15 protein-coding genes are annotated in these 14,948 nt (G+C 62.9%); 9 read left to right on the top strand and 6 right to left on the bottom strand.

The features are described 5' to 3' along the window. Positions 1-32: 32 nt before the first annotated feature. Entirely contained in the window at positions 33-509 is a 477-nt protein-coding gene (locus tag CQ041_RS00950; RefSeq protein ID WP_146116043.1) for a hypothetical protein, read from the bottom strand. Positions 510-689: 180 nt separating this feature from the next. On the opposite strand from CQ041_RS00950, the gene CQ041_RS00945 reads away from it, so the two are divergent. The 3 genes from CQ041_RS00945 to CQ041_RS00935 are packed head-to-tail and all read left to right on the top strand — an operon-like array spanning position 690 to position 2,382. Further along, a complete protein-coding gene (locus CQ041_RS00945) occupies positions 690-1,154 on the top strand; it encodes a multidrug transporter (RefSeq protein ID WP_105520807.1) in 465 nt (154 codons plus the stop codon). 14 nt (positions 1,155-1,168) lie between these two features. After that, on the top strand, positions 1,169-1,981 hold the full coding sequence (locus CQ041_RS00940; protein WP_105520808.1) for an SDR family oxidoreductase: 813 nt from the start codon (positions 1,169-1,171) through the stop codon (positions 1,979-1,981). Beyond that, positions 1,981-2,382: a DUF4440 domain-containing protein gene (locus tag CQ041_RS00935; RefSeq protein ID WP_105520809.1), complete on the top strand. Its 402-nt coding sequence runs from the start codon at positions 1,981-1,983 to the stop codon at positions 2,380-2,382. Before CQ041_RS00940 ends, CQ041_RS00935 begins: the two co-directional genes overlap by 1 nt. Positions 2,383-2,423: 41 nt before the next feature. On the opposite strand, the gene CQ041_RS00930 is transcribed toward CQ041_RS00935, so the two are convergent. The 4 genes from CQ041_RS00930 to CQ041_RS00915 are packed head-to-tail and all read right to left on the bottom strand — an operon-like array spanning position 2,424 to position 7,208. Beyond that, positions 2,424-3,284, bottom strand: a complete 861-nt coding sequence (locus CQ041_RS00930; RefSeq protein WP_105520810.1) for an HlyD family secretion protein — start codon at positions 3,282-3,284, stop codon at positions 2,424-2,426. A gap of 10 nt (positions 3,285-3,294) precedes the next feature. After that, positions 3,295-3,495, bottom strand: a complete 201-nt coding sequence (locus CQ041_RS00925; RefSeq protein ID WP_105520811.1) for a DUF1656 domain-containing protein — start codon at positions 3,493-3,495, stop codon at positions 3,295-3,297. Continuing rightward, entirely contained in the window at positions 3,485-5,662 is a 2,178-nt protein-coding gene (locus tag CQ041_RS00920; RefSeq protein ID WP_105520812.1) for an FUSC family protein, read from the bottom strand. Before CQ041_RS00920 ends, CQ041_RS00925 begins: the two co-directional genes overlap by 11 nt. 10 nt (positions 5,663-5,672) lie before the next feature. Beyond that, positions 5,673-7,208, bottom strand: a complete 1,536-nt coding sequence (locus CQ041_RS00915) for an efflux transporter outer membrane subunit (RefSeq protein WP_105520813.1) — start codon at positions 7,206-7,208, stop codon at positions 5,673-5,675. 188 nt (positions 7,209-7,396) lie between these two features. On the opposite strand from CQ041_RS00915, the gene CQ041_RS00910 reads away from it, so the two are divergent. The 6 genes from CQ041_RS00910 (at position 7,397) to CQ041_RS00885 (ending at position 14,074) form a co-directional block, all read left to right on the top strand. Next, positions 7,397-9,478: a hypothetical protein gene (locus CQ041_RS00910; RefSeq protein WP_105520814.1), complete on the top strand. Its 2,082-nt coding sequence runs from the start codon at positions 7,397-7,399 to the stop codon at positions 9,476-9,478. Between the two features lie 84 nt (positions 9,479-9,562). After that, positions 9,563-10,531 carry a LysR family transcriptional regulator gene (locus tag CQ041_RS00905; protein WP_105520815.1) on the top strand — a complete coding sequence of 323 codons (969 nt, stop codon included), beginning with the start codon at positions 9,563-9,565 and terminating at the stop codon, positions 10,529-10,531. 151 nt (positions 10,532-10,682) lie between these two features. Next, positions 10,683-11,657, top strand: coding sequence for a D-glycerate dehydrogenase (locus tag CQ041_RS00900; RefSeq protein WP_105520816.1), 975 nt, complete (start codon positions 10,683-10,685; stop codon positions 11,655-11,657). 183 nt (positions 11,658-11,840) lie between these two features. Beyond that, the gene (locus CQ041_RS00895) at positions 11,841-12,743 is read left to right on the top strand and encodes a chemotaxis protein CheV (protein WP_105520817.1); all 903 of its coding nucleotides are present in this window, start codon (positions 11,841-11,843) and stop codon (positions 12,741-12,743) included. Further along, the gene (locus CQ041_RS00890) at positions 12,740-13,222 is read left to right on the top strand and encodes an N-acetyltransferase (protein ID WP_105520818.1); all 483 of its coding nucleotides are present in this window, start codon (positions 12,740-12,742) and stop codon (positions 13,220-13,222) included. Before CQ041_RS00895 ends, CQ041_RS00890 begins: the two co-directional genes overlap by 4 nt. 108 nt (positions 13,223-13,330) lie before the next feature. Further along, a complete protein-coding gene (locus CQ041_RS00885) occupies positions 13,331-14,074 on the top strand; it encodes a YkgJ family cysteine cluster protein (protein WP_105520819.1) in 744 nt (247 codons plus the stop codon). Here CQ041_RS00885 and CQ041_RS00880 read toward each other — a convergent pair. Then, positions 14,052-14,852, bottom strand: coding sequence for a transporter substrate-binding domain-containing protein (locus CQ041_RS00880; protein WP_105520820.1), 801 nt, complete (start codon positions 14,850-14,852; stop codon positions 14,052-14,054). The genes CQ041_RS00885 and CQ041_RS00880 overlap by 23 nt on opposite strands. Positions 14,853-14,948 lie beyond the last annotated feature (96 nt).

Below are 14,948 nucleotides of genomic sequence, written 5' to 3'. Positions count from 1 at the left end.
CCCTCAGACAACCCTAAGGCGAACCCAGGCACTCACTTATTAGAGCCGCCGAACCCGGTGTAAAAGCCTGAATAGGCATTGGTGCCACCGGTGGTGCCAGAGCTACCAGCGTTCCCGTAGGTGTTTTTCCCCGTTTCTTCAGCCACTTTCCCACCGAACACCATGCCTGCCCCGACAACTTTCGCTCCTACCCCACCGGCACTCCCGATCCTCTTGCCCAGACCCTGCATCACGGCACCGCCGAACGTCATGGCGGCCCCAAAGGTTTTATCCTGGTTCTCCTGGTTGTACTTCACCACGGGGAGATGGGTACTGATTTCAGCTTGGATCGCTTGCTTGAACGATTCAAATAACGAGCTGCGTTGATGGGGATGAAGCGCAGGTGAGAACCGGGCAGACACCTCGTCAGCAATGGCCTGCTTGAGCGATGCCGACAACGTAGGAGGAACGGTTGTCTCAGGTGCATTGAGGGGCAAGACAACATGCGTCGCATTGGACTGAATCTTCATGATCAGGTACTCGAAATATTCGGATAACAGCCATCCTGGCAAGGCAAGTGCGTTCCAATCATCGCCTTTGTGGAAGAACGCCTAGAAGTCGTTCCATCGTCAGACCAACACACCTCCCAGGCTAGCCAATCCCACCTACGCTTGAGTTAGGATGCTCGTTCCCCATTCGAGGTGGTCACCATGTTCTTCGGCGTTCTCCTGATCATCACCTGGCTGATCCTGCTGCTGCGCTACCCCGCCAAGGCCCTGCCCGTATCCCTCGCCGCAGCGGTAGGCCTGGGCTTCGTGGCGATCTGGGTGGTGTGGCTGGACAACCGCGAAGCCTCCCAACTGGCGCGCCTGGAATTGCGCATCACCTACGCCCCGCAGGAATGCCCCGCCGATCGCCCGCTGAAACTCACGCTGAACAACGGCAACGACGTGCCTCTCAGCGAACTGCGCTGGCGCCTCGCCGCCTACGCGCCGGGCGACACCGTCAACCTGGCCGACAACGTCTACGCCGCCCCGCGCTATCGCGGCCCCGGTGAACTTCAAGCCGGCGGCACCTGGCAAGACTGCCTTCCAACCCCACCCCTGCGCCCCGGCTATCGCCCGCAAACCCTGGAATTTCGAGCCGAGCATTTGCAAGGCAGTTTCTCGGACTGACAAAGGACTGACCCATGCCCAACGTACTCATCACCGGCTGCTCCAGCGGCATCGGCCGTGCTTTAGCCGACGCGTTCAAGGCCGCAGGCTTCGACGTGCTCGCCAGCGCCCGTCGCGAAACCGACGTTATCGCCCTCAACGACGCCGGCTTTCACGCCGTGCTGTTGGACGTCAACGACAGCGCCGCGCTGCAAACCCTCGCCAGCCACGTGGGCGAGTTGGACGTGCTGATCAACAACGCCGGCTACGGCGCCATGGGCCCACTGCTCGATGGCGGCACCGAGGCCATGCAGCGCCAATTCGAAACCAATGTGTTCTCGCTCGTCGGCGTGACCCAGGCGCTGTTTCCGGCCCTGCGCCGCAGCAAAGGCCTGGTGGTGAATATCGGCAGTGTTTCCGGGGTGCTCGTGACGCCATTCGCCGGTGCCTACTGCGCATCGAAAGCCGCGGTACACGCGTTGAGCGATGCCCTGCGCATGGAGCTGGCGCCGTTCGGGGTGCGGGTGATGGAAGTGCAGCCGGGGGCGATCGATACGCGTTTTGCCAAGAATGCCGGGGCCCAGGCCGAATTGCTGATCAACGAACAATCACCCTGGTGGCCGTTGCGTGACGGCATCCGCGCGCGCAGCCAGGCGTCCCAGGACAAACCCACCCCGGCCAAAGCGTTCGCGGCGGATGTACTCAAGGCCGTCCAGCAGCAACACCCACCGCGCCTGTTGCGCTCGGGCAATGGCAGCCGGGCGTTGCCGTTGTTGGCGACGTTGTTGCCCAATGGCGTGTTGGAAAAGGTATTGAAGAAGCGCTTTGGCTTGGAAAGGAGTTTGTAATGATCGACTACAGCGATTTTTTTGAGGAAGTGATCCAGACCCACGTCGAGATCGAGCAATGGTTTGCCGGTGTCGCGCCTGAAGGCACCTTGCACAACCTGCTCGCGCGCTTCTCGCCGGAGTTCAGCATGGTTGCCCCGGCCACTGGCACACGGGTCAATGCGGCCGGCGTCCATGCGTTGTTCACCCGCTTGGGCGGCATGCGTCCAGGATTGAAAATCACCTTGAGCGAAATGGCCGGGATCGACCGCCATGCGCGGGGCGCGACGGTGACTTACCGCGAACATCAAGTGGACGACAGCGGCACCCAGACCGATCGACGCGCAACGGTAGTATTCGAGAAACAGGCCAGCGGCGCACTGCTGTGGCGCCATCTGCACGAAACCTTCATCAAGGCCTGACGCGGTAAAAAAGTGGGAGCTGGCTTGCCTGCTCCTACATTTTAGTTTTGTTTCGGGTTCACAATGACTGTGCAGGTAATCCCCGCCGCTAGCAGCACGCCCTGTGGTACTTCATCAATATGAATCCGTACCGGCACCCGCTGGGCCAGCCGCACCCAATTGAACGTAGGGTTCACGTCGGCGATCAGTTCGCGGCTCTCGGGGTTGTCGCGGTCGTAGATACCGCGCGAGATGCTTTCCACATGGCCCTTGAGCGTCTCGCCGCTCATCAACTGCATATCGGCTTTATCGCCCACCTTCACATGGGGCAGTTTGGTTTCTTCAAAGAAGCCATAGACCCAGAACGAGTTCATATCCACCACGGCCATCTTGGCTTCACCGATGCGGGCGTAGTCGCCGCGATGCACGTTCAGGTTGGTGACATAACCATCCACCGCCGCCACCACGTGGGTGCGTTTCAGGTTCAGCTCAGCGGCCTCCAACTGAGCCAGGGCGTGTTGGTAATCGGCCAGTGCTGAGTCGGCGATGTTGCTGGCGTCGTCGCGGTTTTCCTTGGAGATCACCAATGCGTCGAGATCGGCGCGGCGGTGGGCGTTGACCTTGCGCATTTCCCAGGTGGCTTTGCGCGAAGCCACCAGTGATTGCGCCTGCTTGACGGCGATGCGGTAGTGCTCGGGGTCGATCTGCATCAGCAGGTCGCCCTTCTTCACCAGCTGGTTGTCGCGCACCGGTACGTCGACCACTTCGCCGGTGACGTCGGCGGCGACGTTGATGATGTCGGCGCGCACGCGCCCATCACGGGTCCAGGGGGTTTGCATGTAGTGCACCCACAGCGTGCGGCCGATCCAGATGGCCAAAGCCAGTACCAGCAAGGTCGCGAGCAGGCTGAAAAACTTTTTCATCAGGGCATTCTCAACGGTAGACGGTCAGCGCCAGGGCGCCGAACAGGCAAACGAACAGGCTCAGGCGCAGCAACGCCGGGTGCCAGAAAAAACGGTACAGGTCATACCCGGCCAGGAAGCGATCCAGGGCCCAGGCCACCCCGGCCGCGATCAGGAACATCAGGGTGATGGTCGGCATGTAGAGGCCGTGGAACGCGATTTCACGAGGCATGCGCAGCTCCTTTGAGGGCAGCGAGGGGCGATTGCGGGTCGAGCAACGAGGTGCGGATAAAGTGCAGGTAGCTCTTCACCCGGCGCAGGGCCGACGTGTCGAAGTGCGGGGCGAAGGGTTCATCGGTGGCCTGCACACGGCTGATCGCGTGGTCCACGGCGATCAGGCTGCGCTCCAGGTTGCTCGCGCTGGGTTGCAGGAACAGCCGCACCAGCGAGCGACCCATCACGCGGATCGCCTGGCGCCACGGCTGGGACTCGGCGTACGCCGGGTGCACCGGCAGAATCGCCTGTTCCTTGCGCAGCTCGATGATCGCGTGGCCGACCTCCAGCACCACGAACATCCAGCGCAGCAAATCGCGTTGCACCTGCGGTTGACCGACCGCCAGCCCGTAGGCCTGGTGCAGCAGGTCGCGGGTACGGCTTTCAAAACTCGACGCCAGGCCTTTGAGCTTGCCACTGATGGCATACACCACTTGCTCGCGCAGGTCCTGCTCCAACCGGCGCCACAACCAGCGGCTGTTGGGCGGCAGGATGATCGCCCCCGCCGCCGCGCACACCAGCATGCCGATGACCATGGCGATGTAGTCGTTGATAAAGGTGTAGGGGTTGTAGACCGTGAGGTTGTCCGGCACCGAGCCGGTGCTGAAGAAGATCAGCAGGCCGACGCCGACGCCCGCGTATTGCGGGCGTGACGCCAGGAACGAGCCGAGGACGATCACCGGGGCGAGCATCACGCACAGCAGCGGGAAGCCGTCGATCCAGGGAAACACGAAAAACATTTCGACGAAGCCCACCAGCGCCCCGATAAAAGTACCGCAGGCCATCTGGAACGCCATGCGCTTGGGGTTGGGCGTGGCGGCGGACAAACCCACGGTGGCCGCTGCAATCAGCGTCATGGTGGCGCCGCTCGGCCAGGCAGTGGCCACCCAGTAACTGCCGAGTACGATGAGGATGAACGACGCACGAATGCCCGACGCCGCACAGGCCAGCCAATTGGTTTTCGGGGTGTAGGCTTCGTGCCAGTCTTCGCGGGCGTGGCGGTGATCGGCCAGGGACGCGTGGGTTTGCGCGTAGTTGTGCAGGTCATCGACAAAGCGGTAGAGCAACTCGTAGGCGGTGTGGAAATCCAGTTGCTCGGCCTCGCTGGGCGCACCGTCCTGGAACGCCCTGCGCAGGGTCCGCACCTTGGCCGGCAACGCGTCCTTGTAGACGCTGAGCTGGGTGACCAGCCGCGCAGCGTCGGGACTGGTGAGCGCGCGACCGGAGAAGCCGTCCAGCACTTCGGCGAGGTCCTGCAGGCCGGGCTTGATTGCAGCGACCACGTGATCGGCTTCGTCGGTTCGCAACCGTTCGAGCAACTGGTGCAGGGCGTTGAAGCGCGTGGTGATGCTCATGAATTCGCTGTTGAGGCGGCTGAGCCGACCGTTGCGCCGGCGCATGTGCGGGTCTTCGAACACCGTGACGCTGCGCAGCCCTTCAAGGCCCACGGCTTCGGCGATAAAACGCACGTTGCTGGCCTCGAAACCCTCACGCTGACTGCGCCCGCGCAGGCCATCGGTGACAAACAGCGCGAACACGCCGAAGCGCTGGTAGAGGGCGTTGCGCATGGCGGCGCTGCTGGTCTGCGGCAGGATTGCAGCGCTCACCAGCGTGGAACACAGAATGCCCAAGGAGATTTCCAGTACGCGCCACACCGCCGCCATAAACGCGCCGTCCGGATGCGCCAGCGCAGGCAGGCCGACCATGGCGGCGGTGTAGCCAGCGAGGACAAAACCATAGGCGCGAAAGTTGCGGTTACGCGTCGCGCCCGCGGTGCAAATGCCCACCCAGATCGCCAGCGCGCCGAGGAACAACTCGGTGTTCTGTGCAAACAGGGCGATCAAAAACACCATCACCGCCGACCCCGCCAGGGTGCCGAGGAAACGGTAGAAACTCTTGGCGAACACCTGGCCGCTCTGCGGTTGCATCACGATAAACACGGTGATCATCGCCGTGCGCGGTTGCGGCAGTTCCAGGCGCATCGCCAGCCACAGCGTGAGGAACGCGGCGATCAGCACCTTGAAGATATACACCCAGGTCACGCCGTCGCTGCGCGCCCAGTCAAAGAAACCGCGGCGCCACTCAAGGGCGTGCAACCAGCGCAGCGGTGCAGGCAAGGGAGTCATTCAATCCTACTCAGTGATCAAACACGGCGAGGGCCGCGGGAGTCTTGCCCGGAAGGGTCTTGGACGGCGGCGGCACGTCGTTGCCGGCACCCAGGCCGCCGCCCAGGGCGGTGACCAGTTCGGCATGGGCGCTCAGGCGCGCGGCCTGGACTTGCTGCTCGATCTGCTGCTGATGGAACAACAGCGTCTGGGCGTTGAGCACGTTGAGGTAGTCGGTGAGGCCGCGCTGGTAGGCGATCATCGCGATGTCGTAGGTTTTCTGCGCCGAGGCCACCGATTGCGCGGCGAACGACGATTGCTTGTCCATCGACTCGCGGCGGATCAATTGGTCGCTGATGCCCTTGAGCGCGTTGACCAGGGTCTGGTTGTACCGGGCCACGGCCATGTCATAGCCGGCGCTGGCTTCGCCCAGTTCCGCACGCAGGCGGCCGCCGTCGAAGATCGGCAAGGTGATCGCCGGCCCCACCGTGTAGTTGAATTTCTTGCCCGCCAGAAACTCCAGCATGCCGCCGCCGGTGGCCATGTAGCCAAGGCTGCCCACCAGGTCGACGTTGGGATAGAAACCGGCGTGGGCCACGTCAATGCCACGGGCTTGCGCCGCGACCTGCCAACGGCTGGCGACCACGTCCGGGCGCTGGCCGAGCAGTTGCGCGGGCAGGCTCGATGGCAATGCCAGCGGCGCGGCCAGGGATAGGCTCGGGCGTCGCAGTTGCGCGCCCTCCCCCGGCCCCTTGCCGGCCAACGCGGCAAGCTGGTTGCGGCTCAGGGCGATGTCCTCGTCAAGGGCGTCCAGTTGGCGGTGGGTTTCCGGCAATGGGGTTTCGGCCTGGCTGACGTCGAAGTGGGTGCCGATCCCGGCGTCCAGGCGTTTGTTGGCCAAGTCGAGGATCTGCTGTTGCTGGGCCAAGGTGGCGGCGACGATATCGCGGTTGGCGTAGTGCAACGACAGCTGGATGTAGGCGCGCACCACGTTGTTCTGCAATTCGAGCTGCGCCTGGCGTGCTTCGGCGGCGCTCATATGGGCCAGGTCGACCGCGCGCTCGGAGGCATTGCTTTCCCTGCCCCACAGGTCCAGGGCGTAGCTCAGGCCCAGGGAGGACGTGTTGTCCCAGGTCGTGGCGCCGCTGAGTTCGCCAGGACCGTAGAATTGATCCTTCGGCCAGTTGTGGCGCTTGAGGCTGGTAGTGCTGTTGATCTGCAGCGACTCGGCCGACTCGGCAATCCCGGCCAGGGCTCGGGCTTCGCGCACGCGGGCGGCGGCCATGGCCAGGCTCGGACTGTTCTGCGTGGCGAGCTCGACCCAGCGGTTGAGTTGCGGGTCACCAAAGGCCTGCCACCATTGGCTGGCAGGCCAATGGGCGTCCTGGGTGGCGCTGTGGATTGCTTCGTCGGTGGCCAGGGTATTGGCGTCGAGGGCCTGGCCTTGGGGGGCGATTCCTCCGGTTCCGATGCAGCCGCTGATTGCTAACGATAAGGCGCAAACACTGAGAGCCTTCAGCTCTCTGTTAATGAGAGTCTTCAGCTCTCTGCTGATGCGACGCGGCACGGCGAACGAATTCCTGAGGTGGTGAAGCGCAAGAGGTGCGGCAATTCTAGGCTGCGCCATGGAGGACGATAAGCAGGCATTCCTGTGAATCTTTGTTACCGTTCAGGCGACAATCCAGGCACTTGACCTACATCCCGGCAGGGAGGCGGACAACAGAATAGGGAACCTACGCACGCCTGGAGCCGCCCATGCTTTCATCCCTCAGCGCTTTTGCCCCGATCCCCCCCACACAAGACACCGCCCACGCCCTGCGCAGACAGCTGCACCTCACCCCTGCACCGCCAAGTCCGAGCAGACTGCCGCTGCAGCGTGATGTACGCTGGATCGCGGACACCGTGCTGGAAAAGCTGCAGTCCCGGGCGAGCAGTTCCAAGGCGTTGCAAGCGATCCAGGTGCTGCACCAGACACTGACCAGCAGTGAGCGCAGGCTTGAGGTTTCAGCCGATGAACTGCCGGGCTTCTACGCCTTTTTCAAACACGCCGAACGCCTGCTCGAACGTCATCGCACCCCGGACAATCCATCAGTCGAGGACGACTACGCGCTATGCCGCGCCCTTAAATGGCAGTTCCGTGCCGCCGCCGCCGATAGCAACCATTCACGCCAAATGCCAGGAAAGCTGCGTGCGCTCAACCTCGTCAGCGCTGGCGGCACCCAGGTGAGCCATCACCATCTGGGGTATGAGTTCATGTTGGAGCCCTCCCGCCAGCTCAGCGCCGGGCCTTACCTGGCATGCGACTCCCGACTGGAACTCAGTGTTGACCAACGCGCAAAGCGAACGCGGGTCATCGCTCTGCAGGGCAAGCTCAAATCAAGCGTGGTGAACCTGGGGCAGAGCCTGTCGCGCAGCCAACTCAGCCTCGGGTATTTTTCATCCCGGGAGTACGCCAGCCTGGCGCACTACGCCGACCTTCCCAGCGCCACGCTGAGAAGTCACCGGGCTTATTCCGCGCTGAGCCAGCCAAGTGTCCGGCAGGCACTGGCGGAAAACGGCTTGGCCGATATTGAACTGCCCTGCCTGCGGGGCACACCCGGGCCGATCCAGACAGAAAAAGGTTTTACGCTCAGTGCACGCAGCAAAGTGGCGGTCGATGTTTTCAGTTTCCTCAGGCTGAACACCGCGATGGACCTGACCCTGCAACGCACTTATCCGAGCAAATCGCTGGATATTCTCGATCTCTACAACACGTCACCGGCGATGGCGACACGCAAGCTGGTACCGTCGACGCCATCCGGCGACACGTGCGCGAGACTGCTTGAGGACATGAAACGCTGGAGCGCTTCAAGCAGCCGACACTTCATGCATCACGTCTGCATGCCCCCGCAGCACACCCGACACGCCCACGCCTTGCTTGAGCGCTATGTACGGCTGAAGCTGCAAACACCGGTCGACCCCGACCTGGATGGCCGCTTGCTCGAACTGCTCCAGCAACATCGCGCTCTGTTTAGGCCAGACGCCGTGAAGGTGTACACACTGGCGTCCCACGCTCAGGTCGTGAGTGGGTCGGTGAGCGTGAAGGCCTCGACCCAGGATGAAGGCGGCAAAGGAATCACCATTGAGGTCAGCCATCGAAAACTCGACGACCCGCACTTGAGCGGTGACTACCTGTGCATCGATATCGCCCCGCTCAAAAGCGCCCACGTGGTTAAAACCACCTTGCTCAAAGGGCTTACGGCCATTGGACAGCAGCCATTCGACTGGGAAAACCTGGTCCAGTCGATCAGCACATCGCTGCTTGATCCCGCCAAGCAGTCGGCCACCCAGGTGCTGGTCAAGATCAAACACGGACAACCGGTGGTGCTGCTCACGCGCCACACAGTGAGCAAAGACCGCGCCCTGCAGTTGCCGCCCTTGGCGAATCAATTCACGGGGTTCGACCTACAGTCCCTGCGCACCCGGCAGCTGTTGCACGACGAGCAGTTGGGCAGCGACTCGTTGGACCACATACTGCCCATCGCCCGTCGCTATCTGCTGGAACGGCCCACATGGGCACGCTATGTGGAGCAGCACGCGAAGGCATTCCAGGCGCTGCTCGACACCATCGGCCAGCGAACGCCCGGCACCCCGCTGAGTGGGGAGCTTGATGAATTCAGTCGCATCAACGCGCCCCTGCGCCAGCAGGTTGAAACCCTGAGACAGCGCGCGGGGGTCGCCCTGGCACTGCCCAGCCCGGAAAATCGCGCGAGTTCGCAGCAAGCCCTTGAGCAATTGCTGTTCGACTACCTGCCGCATTACGAAGCGCACGTCAGCAAGGCCTGGACCTTGAGCTGAACCTGGAAGGTGGGCTGCGCCCAGTGGATACACACCTGTGCGCAACTTCATGTCACAATTTGCCATCGCCCTTGAGAACACCCCATGGACACTTTGCAAAACATGCGCGCTTTCAGTTGCGTGGCCGAGGCTGGCAGCTTTACGGCCGCCGCCGTGCAACTGGACACGACCACGGCCAACGTCTCGCGCGCGGTCTCCAACCTTGAGGCCCATCTGCAAACCCGCTTGCTCAACCGCACCACCCGCCGCATCGCGCTGACCGAAGCCGGCAAGCGTTATTTGCTGCGCTGCGAACAGATCCTGGCCTATGTCGAGGAAGCCGAAGCCGAGGCCAGCGACGCCCACGCGCGCCCCGCCGGGCAATTGAAAGTGCACACCATGACCGGGATCGGCCAGCATTTCGTCATCGACGCCATCGCGCGCTACCGTCGCACCCACCCGGACGTGACCTTCGACCTGACCCTGGCCAACCGCGTTCCGGACCTGCTCGACGAAGGCTATGACGTGTCCATCGTGCTCGCCAGTGAACTGCCGGACTCAGGCTTCGTGTCCCAGCGCCTGGGCATCACCTACAGCATCGCCTGTGCCTCGCCGGACTACGTCAAGGCGAAGGGCTGCGCGCAACGCCCCGATGATTTGCTCAACCACGCCTGCCTGCGCCTGGTCAGCCCGGTGATCCAGCTGGACAAATGGACGTTCAACGGCCCCGAAGGCCAGGAAAGCGTGGCGATCAACACCTCGCCATTCCTGGTGAATTCGGCTGATGCGATGAAAACCGCGATCACCAGCGGCATGGGCGTAGGCCTGTTGCCGGTGTACGCGGCCATCGAGGGCCTGCGCAACGGCACCCTGGTGCGGGTAATGCCCAACTACCGCTCCCAGGAGCTGAACCTGTACGCCATCTATCCGTCGCGCCAGTACCTGGACGCGAAGATCAAGACCTGGGTGGAATACCTGCGGGGTTCGCTGCCGGAGATTCTGGCGGCGCACCAGGCGGAACTGGTGGCCTATGAGTTGAGCGGCAGCCTGAGCGGTGCTCGCCTGGCGAACTGATAGGGGTCAGACGATAGAGATTCAGTGTGAGAGCGGGCCTGCTCGCTCACCTGTTGAACGGTGCCCACTTGAGTTCCGGGATGTCCTGACAATCGTCACGAGGAATGTTAGCGTGCTTGGCATTCTTCCGTAGTCGATGAGCCCGCTTGCAATGAAAAAGACTGTCCTCGCTTTCAGCCGCGTCACCCCGCCCATGATCGAACGCCTGCAACAGGACTTCGAGGTGATCGCGCCCAACCCCAAGCTGGGGGATATCAATGCTCAATTCAATGAAGCCCTGCCCCATGCCCATGGCCTGATTGGCGTCGGTCGCAAGCTGGGCCGCGAGCAGTTGCAAGGCGCGAGCAAACTGGAAGTGGTGTCCAGCGTGTCGGTGGGCTACGACAACTACGATGTGCCCTACTTCAACGAGCGCGGGATCATGCTCACCAACACCCCGGACGTACTCACTGAAAGCACCGCCGACCTGGCCTTCGCCTTGCTGATGGGCAGTGCGCGCCGGGTGGCCGAACTGGACGCCTGGACCAAGGCCGGCCAGTGGAAAGCCAGTGTCGGCGCGCCGTTGTTCGGTTGCGATGTGCACGGCAAGACCCTCGGCATCGTCGGCATGGGCAATATCGGCGCGGCCGTGGCCCGTCGGGGTCACCTGGGGTTCAACATGCCGATCCTGTACAGCGGCAACAGCCGCAAGACCGAGCTTGAGCAGGCGCTGGGCGCACAGTTCCGCAGCCTGGACCAGTTGCTCGCCGAAGCGGATTTCGTCTGCCTGGTGGTGCCATTGAGCGACAAGACCCGCCACCTGATCAGCGCCCGCGAGCTGGGGCTGATGAAGTCCAGCGCGATCCTGATCAACATTTCCCGAGGCCCGGTGGTGGACGAGCCGGCACTGATCGAAGCGCTGCAAAGCGGGCGTATTCGCGGTGCGGGGCTGGATGTGTATGAGCAGGAGCCGCTGGCGGAGTCGCCCTTGTTCCAACTGAGCAATGCCGTGACGCTGCCGCATATCGGTTCGGCAACGCATGAAACCCGAGAAGCCATGGCCAACCGCGCGCTGGAGAACCTGCGCAGCGCCTTGCTGGGCGAGCGCCCGCAGGATCTGGTCAACCCGCAAGTCTGGAAGGGTTGACCTACCTTAAGTGCACAAGCGGGCTTGGCCGAGAAGGCGGCGTGTCAGTCGATCAAACAGCTGCTTCCCCGGGCTTGCCTGCTCCCACAATGACCGTATCGAGCGTGAAATCGGGTTAAAGCCTGGCTCGCCCAAGTCGATAACCTTCAATAGGTCGTCCTCCCTGATCCACAGAAGGTTTTTATGTCCACCACCAAAGCCCGCGCAGACTCGCTCTCGCTTCTGCTCTTTACCTTGCGCAGCGGCAAGCTGATGGCCATCAACCTGCTGAAAGTCAGCGAAATCATTCCGTGCCCGCCGCTGACCAAGCTGCCGGAGTCCCACCCCCACGTCAAAGGCATCGCGACCCTGCGGGGTGCGTCGCTGTCGGTGATCGACCTCAGCCGTGCACTGGGGGAAATGCCGCTGGCGGACCCTGACGGCGGCTGCCTGATCGTCACCGATGTGAGCCGCTCCAAACAGGGCCTGCATGTGCAGGCGGTGAGCAAGATCGTGCACTGCCTGACCACCGATATCCGCCCGCCACCCTATGGCTCCGGCGGCAATCGCGCGTTCATCACCGGAGTCACCCAGGTGGAAGGTGGGCTGGTGCAGGTGCTGGATATCGAGAAAGTCATCCACGGCATCGCCCCGGCGCAGATTGAAACCGCGCCCACCGACCTGAGCATGGAAGAAGCCGAGGTACTCGGTAACGCCCGCATCCTGGTGGTGGACGACAGCCAGGTGGCGCTGCAACAGTCGGTGCTCACCCTGCGCAACCTGGGCCTGCAATGCCACACCGCGCGCAGTGCCAAGGAAGCCATCGATGTGTTGCTGGAGCTGCAAGGCACCGCGGCGCAGATCAACGTGGTGGTGTCGGACATCGAGATGTCTGAAATGGACGGCTATGCCCTCACCCGCACCCTGCGCGAAACCCCGGACTTCCAGCACCTGTACGTGCTGCTGCATACCTCGCTGGACAGCGCAATGAACAGCGAAAAAGCCCGCCTGGCCGGCGCTAACGCCGTGCTCACCAAGTTCTCCTCGCCCGAGCTGACCAAGTGCCTGGTCGTGGCCGCCCAAACCGTGGCACAACAGGGCCTGTGACCGCGTATTTCCAGCTGCTGCGCCGCGACCTCACGGGCAGCCTGCCGGCGCCGCAATGGCCGGCCGGTACGCAGTTGGATCACTACCGCGACGAGCTGGCCCCGGCGATTCACGCGGTATTGCGCATGACCCAGCACCAGGGCGGCGGCCGCGTGCCCAACCTGGACACCTGGCGCCAGCAGTTCACCCGTGATGCCGAATTCGACCCCTCCCTCTGCCTGGTAGCGAGCAATGCCGAAGGCATCCTCGGCGTGGCCCTCTGCTGGACCAGCGCCTTTATCCAGCACCTCGTCGTCCACCCGTGCGCCCAGCGCCAAGGACTCGGCCGTGCCTTGTTGCTGCACAGTTTCCAGGTGTTCAAGCAACGCGGTGAACCCTGGGTGGACCTCAAGGTACTGGAGAGCAACCTGCGTGCCCGCCAACTCTACGAGCGCGAGGGGATGAGATTTGTCCTACGGGATGTAGCGCCAGAGGACTGACAGGCACTGGCGCATAACTTGCTTCCAGAGAGCCAAAACGGTGGAAAGAGGTCAAAACCCGTCACCGTCAACGCGTGCCCTCTGACCTTGCCTGGTGACAGATCCGCCATGAACACTCACTTTTCCTGCGTAGGTTGCGGCAAATGCTGCACCGACCACCACGTCCCCCTGACCCTCGACGAGGCCCGCCAATGGGCGGCGGATGGCGGTAACGTCATCGTTCTGGTGGAAGGTTTCCTGGGCAATGGCCTGGGCCTGCCCCAGCAGCAACGCGAACATGCCGAGCGCCGTTCGGTGGTGGTGCCCAGCGGCACGACGGAGGCGTTCGTGGCCATCACCTTTGCCGCCTATAACGCCGGACGCTGCCGGAATCTTGACGAAGACAACCTGTGCCGCATCTATGAACGGCGGCCGCTGGTGTGCCGTATCTATCCGATGGAAATCAACCCGCACATCCCGCTGAACCCGGCCGCCAAGGACTGCCCACCAGAGTCCTGGGAGCAGGGCCCGGCGCTGATCGTCGGGGGCGAATTGAAGGACCGGGCATTGGCGCAACTGATCCAGCGCTCACGCCAGGCCGACCGCGACGACGTGCAGGCCAAGGAAGCGGTGTGCGCCCTGCTGGGCATTCACACCACGGCGCTCAAAGGCGATGGGTTCACCGCTTACCTGCCCGACATGGGCGCCTTTGCCCAGGCAATCGAGTTGGCGGCGAACACGTCTGCCACGGCCAATGAGTGGGTGTTTCATGTGTCGGGGCTGGACATCGCCGAGCAACTGCTGGAGGCCGGGGCGCAGATCGCGACGCAGGTGCCGGCGAACTACGCGTTTATTCCGCTGCGGGCGGCGTGACCTCCGCAGGCGGTGCTTGCAGGCGGTAGGGCTCGAGCAGCCGCTGGTATTCGCCGTTGTGCATCAGTTGCTCCAGCGCGCGATTGAGTTCATTGCGCAAGGCCGTATCGGGCTTGCGCACGGCAATCGCGACGCCATCCCCCAACAATCTTGCCGAAACCGCCGGGCCCAGGAAGTCGAAGTCCTGACCGTCATAGGTATCGAGCAACGCCTCGCGGATTTCCACGGTGCCCTGCAAGGTGGCATCGATTTCACCCGCCACCAGGCTGCGAACCAGCTCCGAATTGAGCCAGAAACTCTTGACGATGACGCCCTTGGGCGCCCACTTCAAGCGGGCAAAGGCTTCACGATTGCTGCCCAGCAACACGCCAAGCCGCTTGCCTTTGAGTGACCTTGGCGTGGGCAGCAGACCTGATTGCCTGCGCGCAACCAGGCGCGTGGTGAACGGGTACAGGTTGTCGGTGAAACTCACCCAACGCCGCCGCGCTGACGTCGGGGCCATGCCCATGATGGCGTCGAACTGCCGGGCTTCCAGCCCCGGAAAATCCTCGACGACCTTCTGATCGACCCAGGTACACCGCACATTGAGTTGCAGGCACAGGGCATTGCCCAGCTCGATGTTCAGGCCGACCAATTGACCCTGGGGGTCACGACTTTGAAAGGGCGGAAACAGTGCCGCGACCGCGAAGCGAATTTCGCGTCGCGGCTGCTCGTCGTCCGCCACGGCGCTGACCGAGCACAACACGGCGAGGAGGACACACAGGTGTATGAGGGCCACAGGAAGCATCCTTTTCCGAAAAAACCAGCCTTGCCGCCAACAGTGCCGGTCATAAATACCGGTCGCCGTGCGCAGGCCGTGCAAGCTTTCAGGAAA

Source organism: Pseudomonas sp. MYb60, assembly GCF_002979555.1.
Classification (GTDB): Bacteria; Pseudomonadota; Gammaproteobacteria; order Pseudomonadales; family Pseudomonadaceae; genus Aquipseudomonas.
This window is presented reverse-complemented; position numbering and strand designations above follow the sequence as displayed.

What these genes read in the sequence shown, in the direction of transcription:
- CQ041_RS00885 (WP_105520819.1), top strand. Translation starts at nt 13,331, where the DNA reads ATGAACACTCACTTTTCCTGCGTAGGTTGCGGCAAATGCTGCACCGAC.
- CQ041_RS00935 (WP_105520809.1), top strand. Translation starts at nt 1,981, where the DNA reads ATGATCGACTACAGCGATTTTTTTGAGGAAGTGATCCAGACCCACGTC.
- CQ041_RS00925 (WP_105520811.1), bottom strand. Translation starts at nt 3,495, where the DNA reads ATGCCTCGTGAAATCGCGTTCCACGGCCTCTACATGCCGACCATCACC.
- CQ041_RS00895 (WP_105520817.1), top strand. Translation starts at nt 11,841, where the DNA reads ATGTCCACCACCAAAGCCCGCGCAGACTCGCTCTCGCTTCTGCTCTTT.
- CQ041_RS00920 (WP_105520812.1), bottom strand. Translation starts at nt 5,662, where the DNA reads ATGACTCCCTTGCCTGCACCGCTGCGCTGGTTGCACGCCCTTGAGTGG.
- CQ041_RS00940 (WP_105520808.1), top strand. Translation starts at nt 1,169, where the DNA reads ATGCCCAACGTACTCATCACCGGCTGCTCCAGCGGCATCGGCCGTGCT.
- CQ041_RS00910 (WP_105520814.1), top strand. Translation starts at nt 7,397, where the DNA reads ATGCTTTCATCCCTCAGCGCTTTTGCCCCGATCCCCCCCACACAAGAC.
- CQ041_RS00950 (WP_146116043.1), bottom strand. Translation starts at nt 509, where the DNA reads ATGAAGATTCAGTCCAATGCGACGCATGTTGTCTTGCCCCTCAATGCA.
- CQ041_RS00905 (WP_105520815.1), top strand. Translation starts at nt 9,563, where the DNA reads ATGGACACTTTGCAAAACATGCGCGCTTTCAGTTGCGTGGCCGAGGCT.
- CQ041_RS00945 (WP_105520807.1), top strand. Translation starts at nt 690, where the DNA reads ATGTTCTTCGGCGTTCTCCTGATCATCACCTGGCTGATCCTGCTGCTG.
- CQ041_RS00930 (WP_105520810.1), bottom strand. Translation starts at nt 3,284, where the DNA reads ATGAAAAAGTTTTTCAGCCTGCTCGCGACCTTGCTGGTACTGGCTTTG.
- CQ041_RS00900 (WP_105520816.1), top strand. Translation starts at nt 10,683, where the DNA reads ATGAAAAAGACTGTCCTCGCTTTCAGCCGCGTCACCCCGCCCATGATC.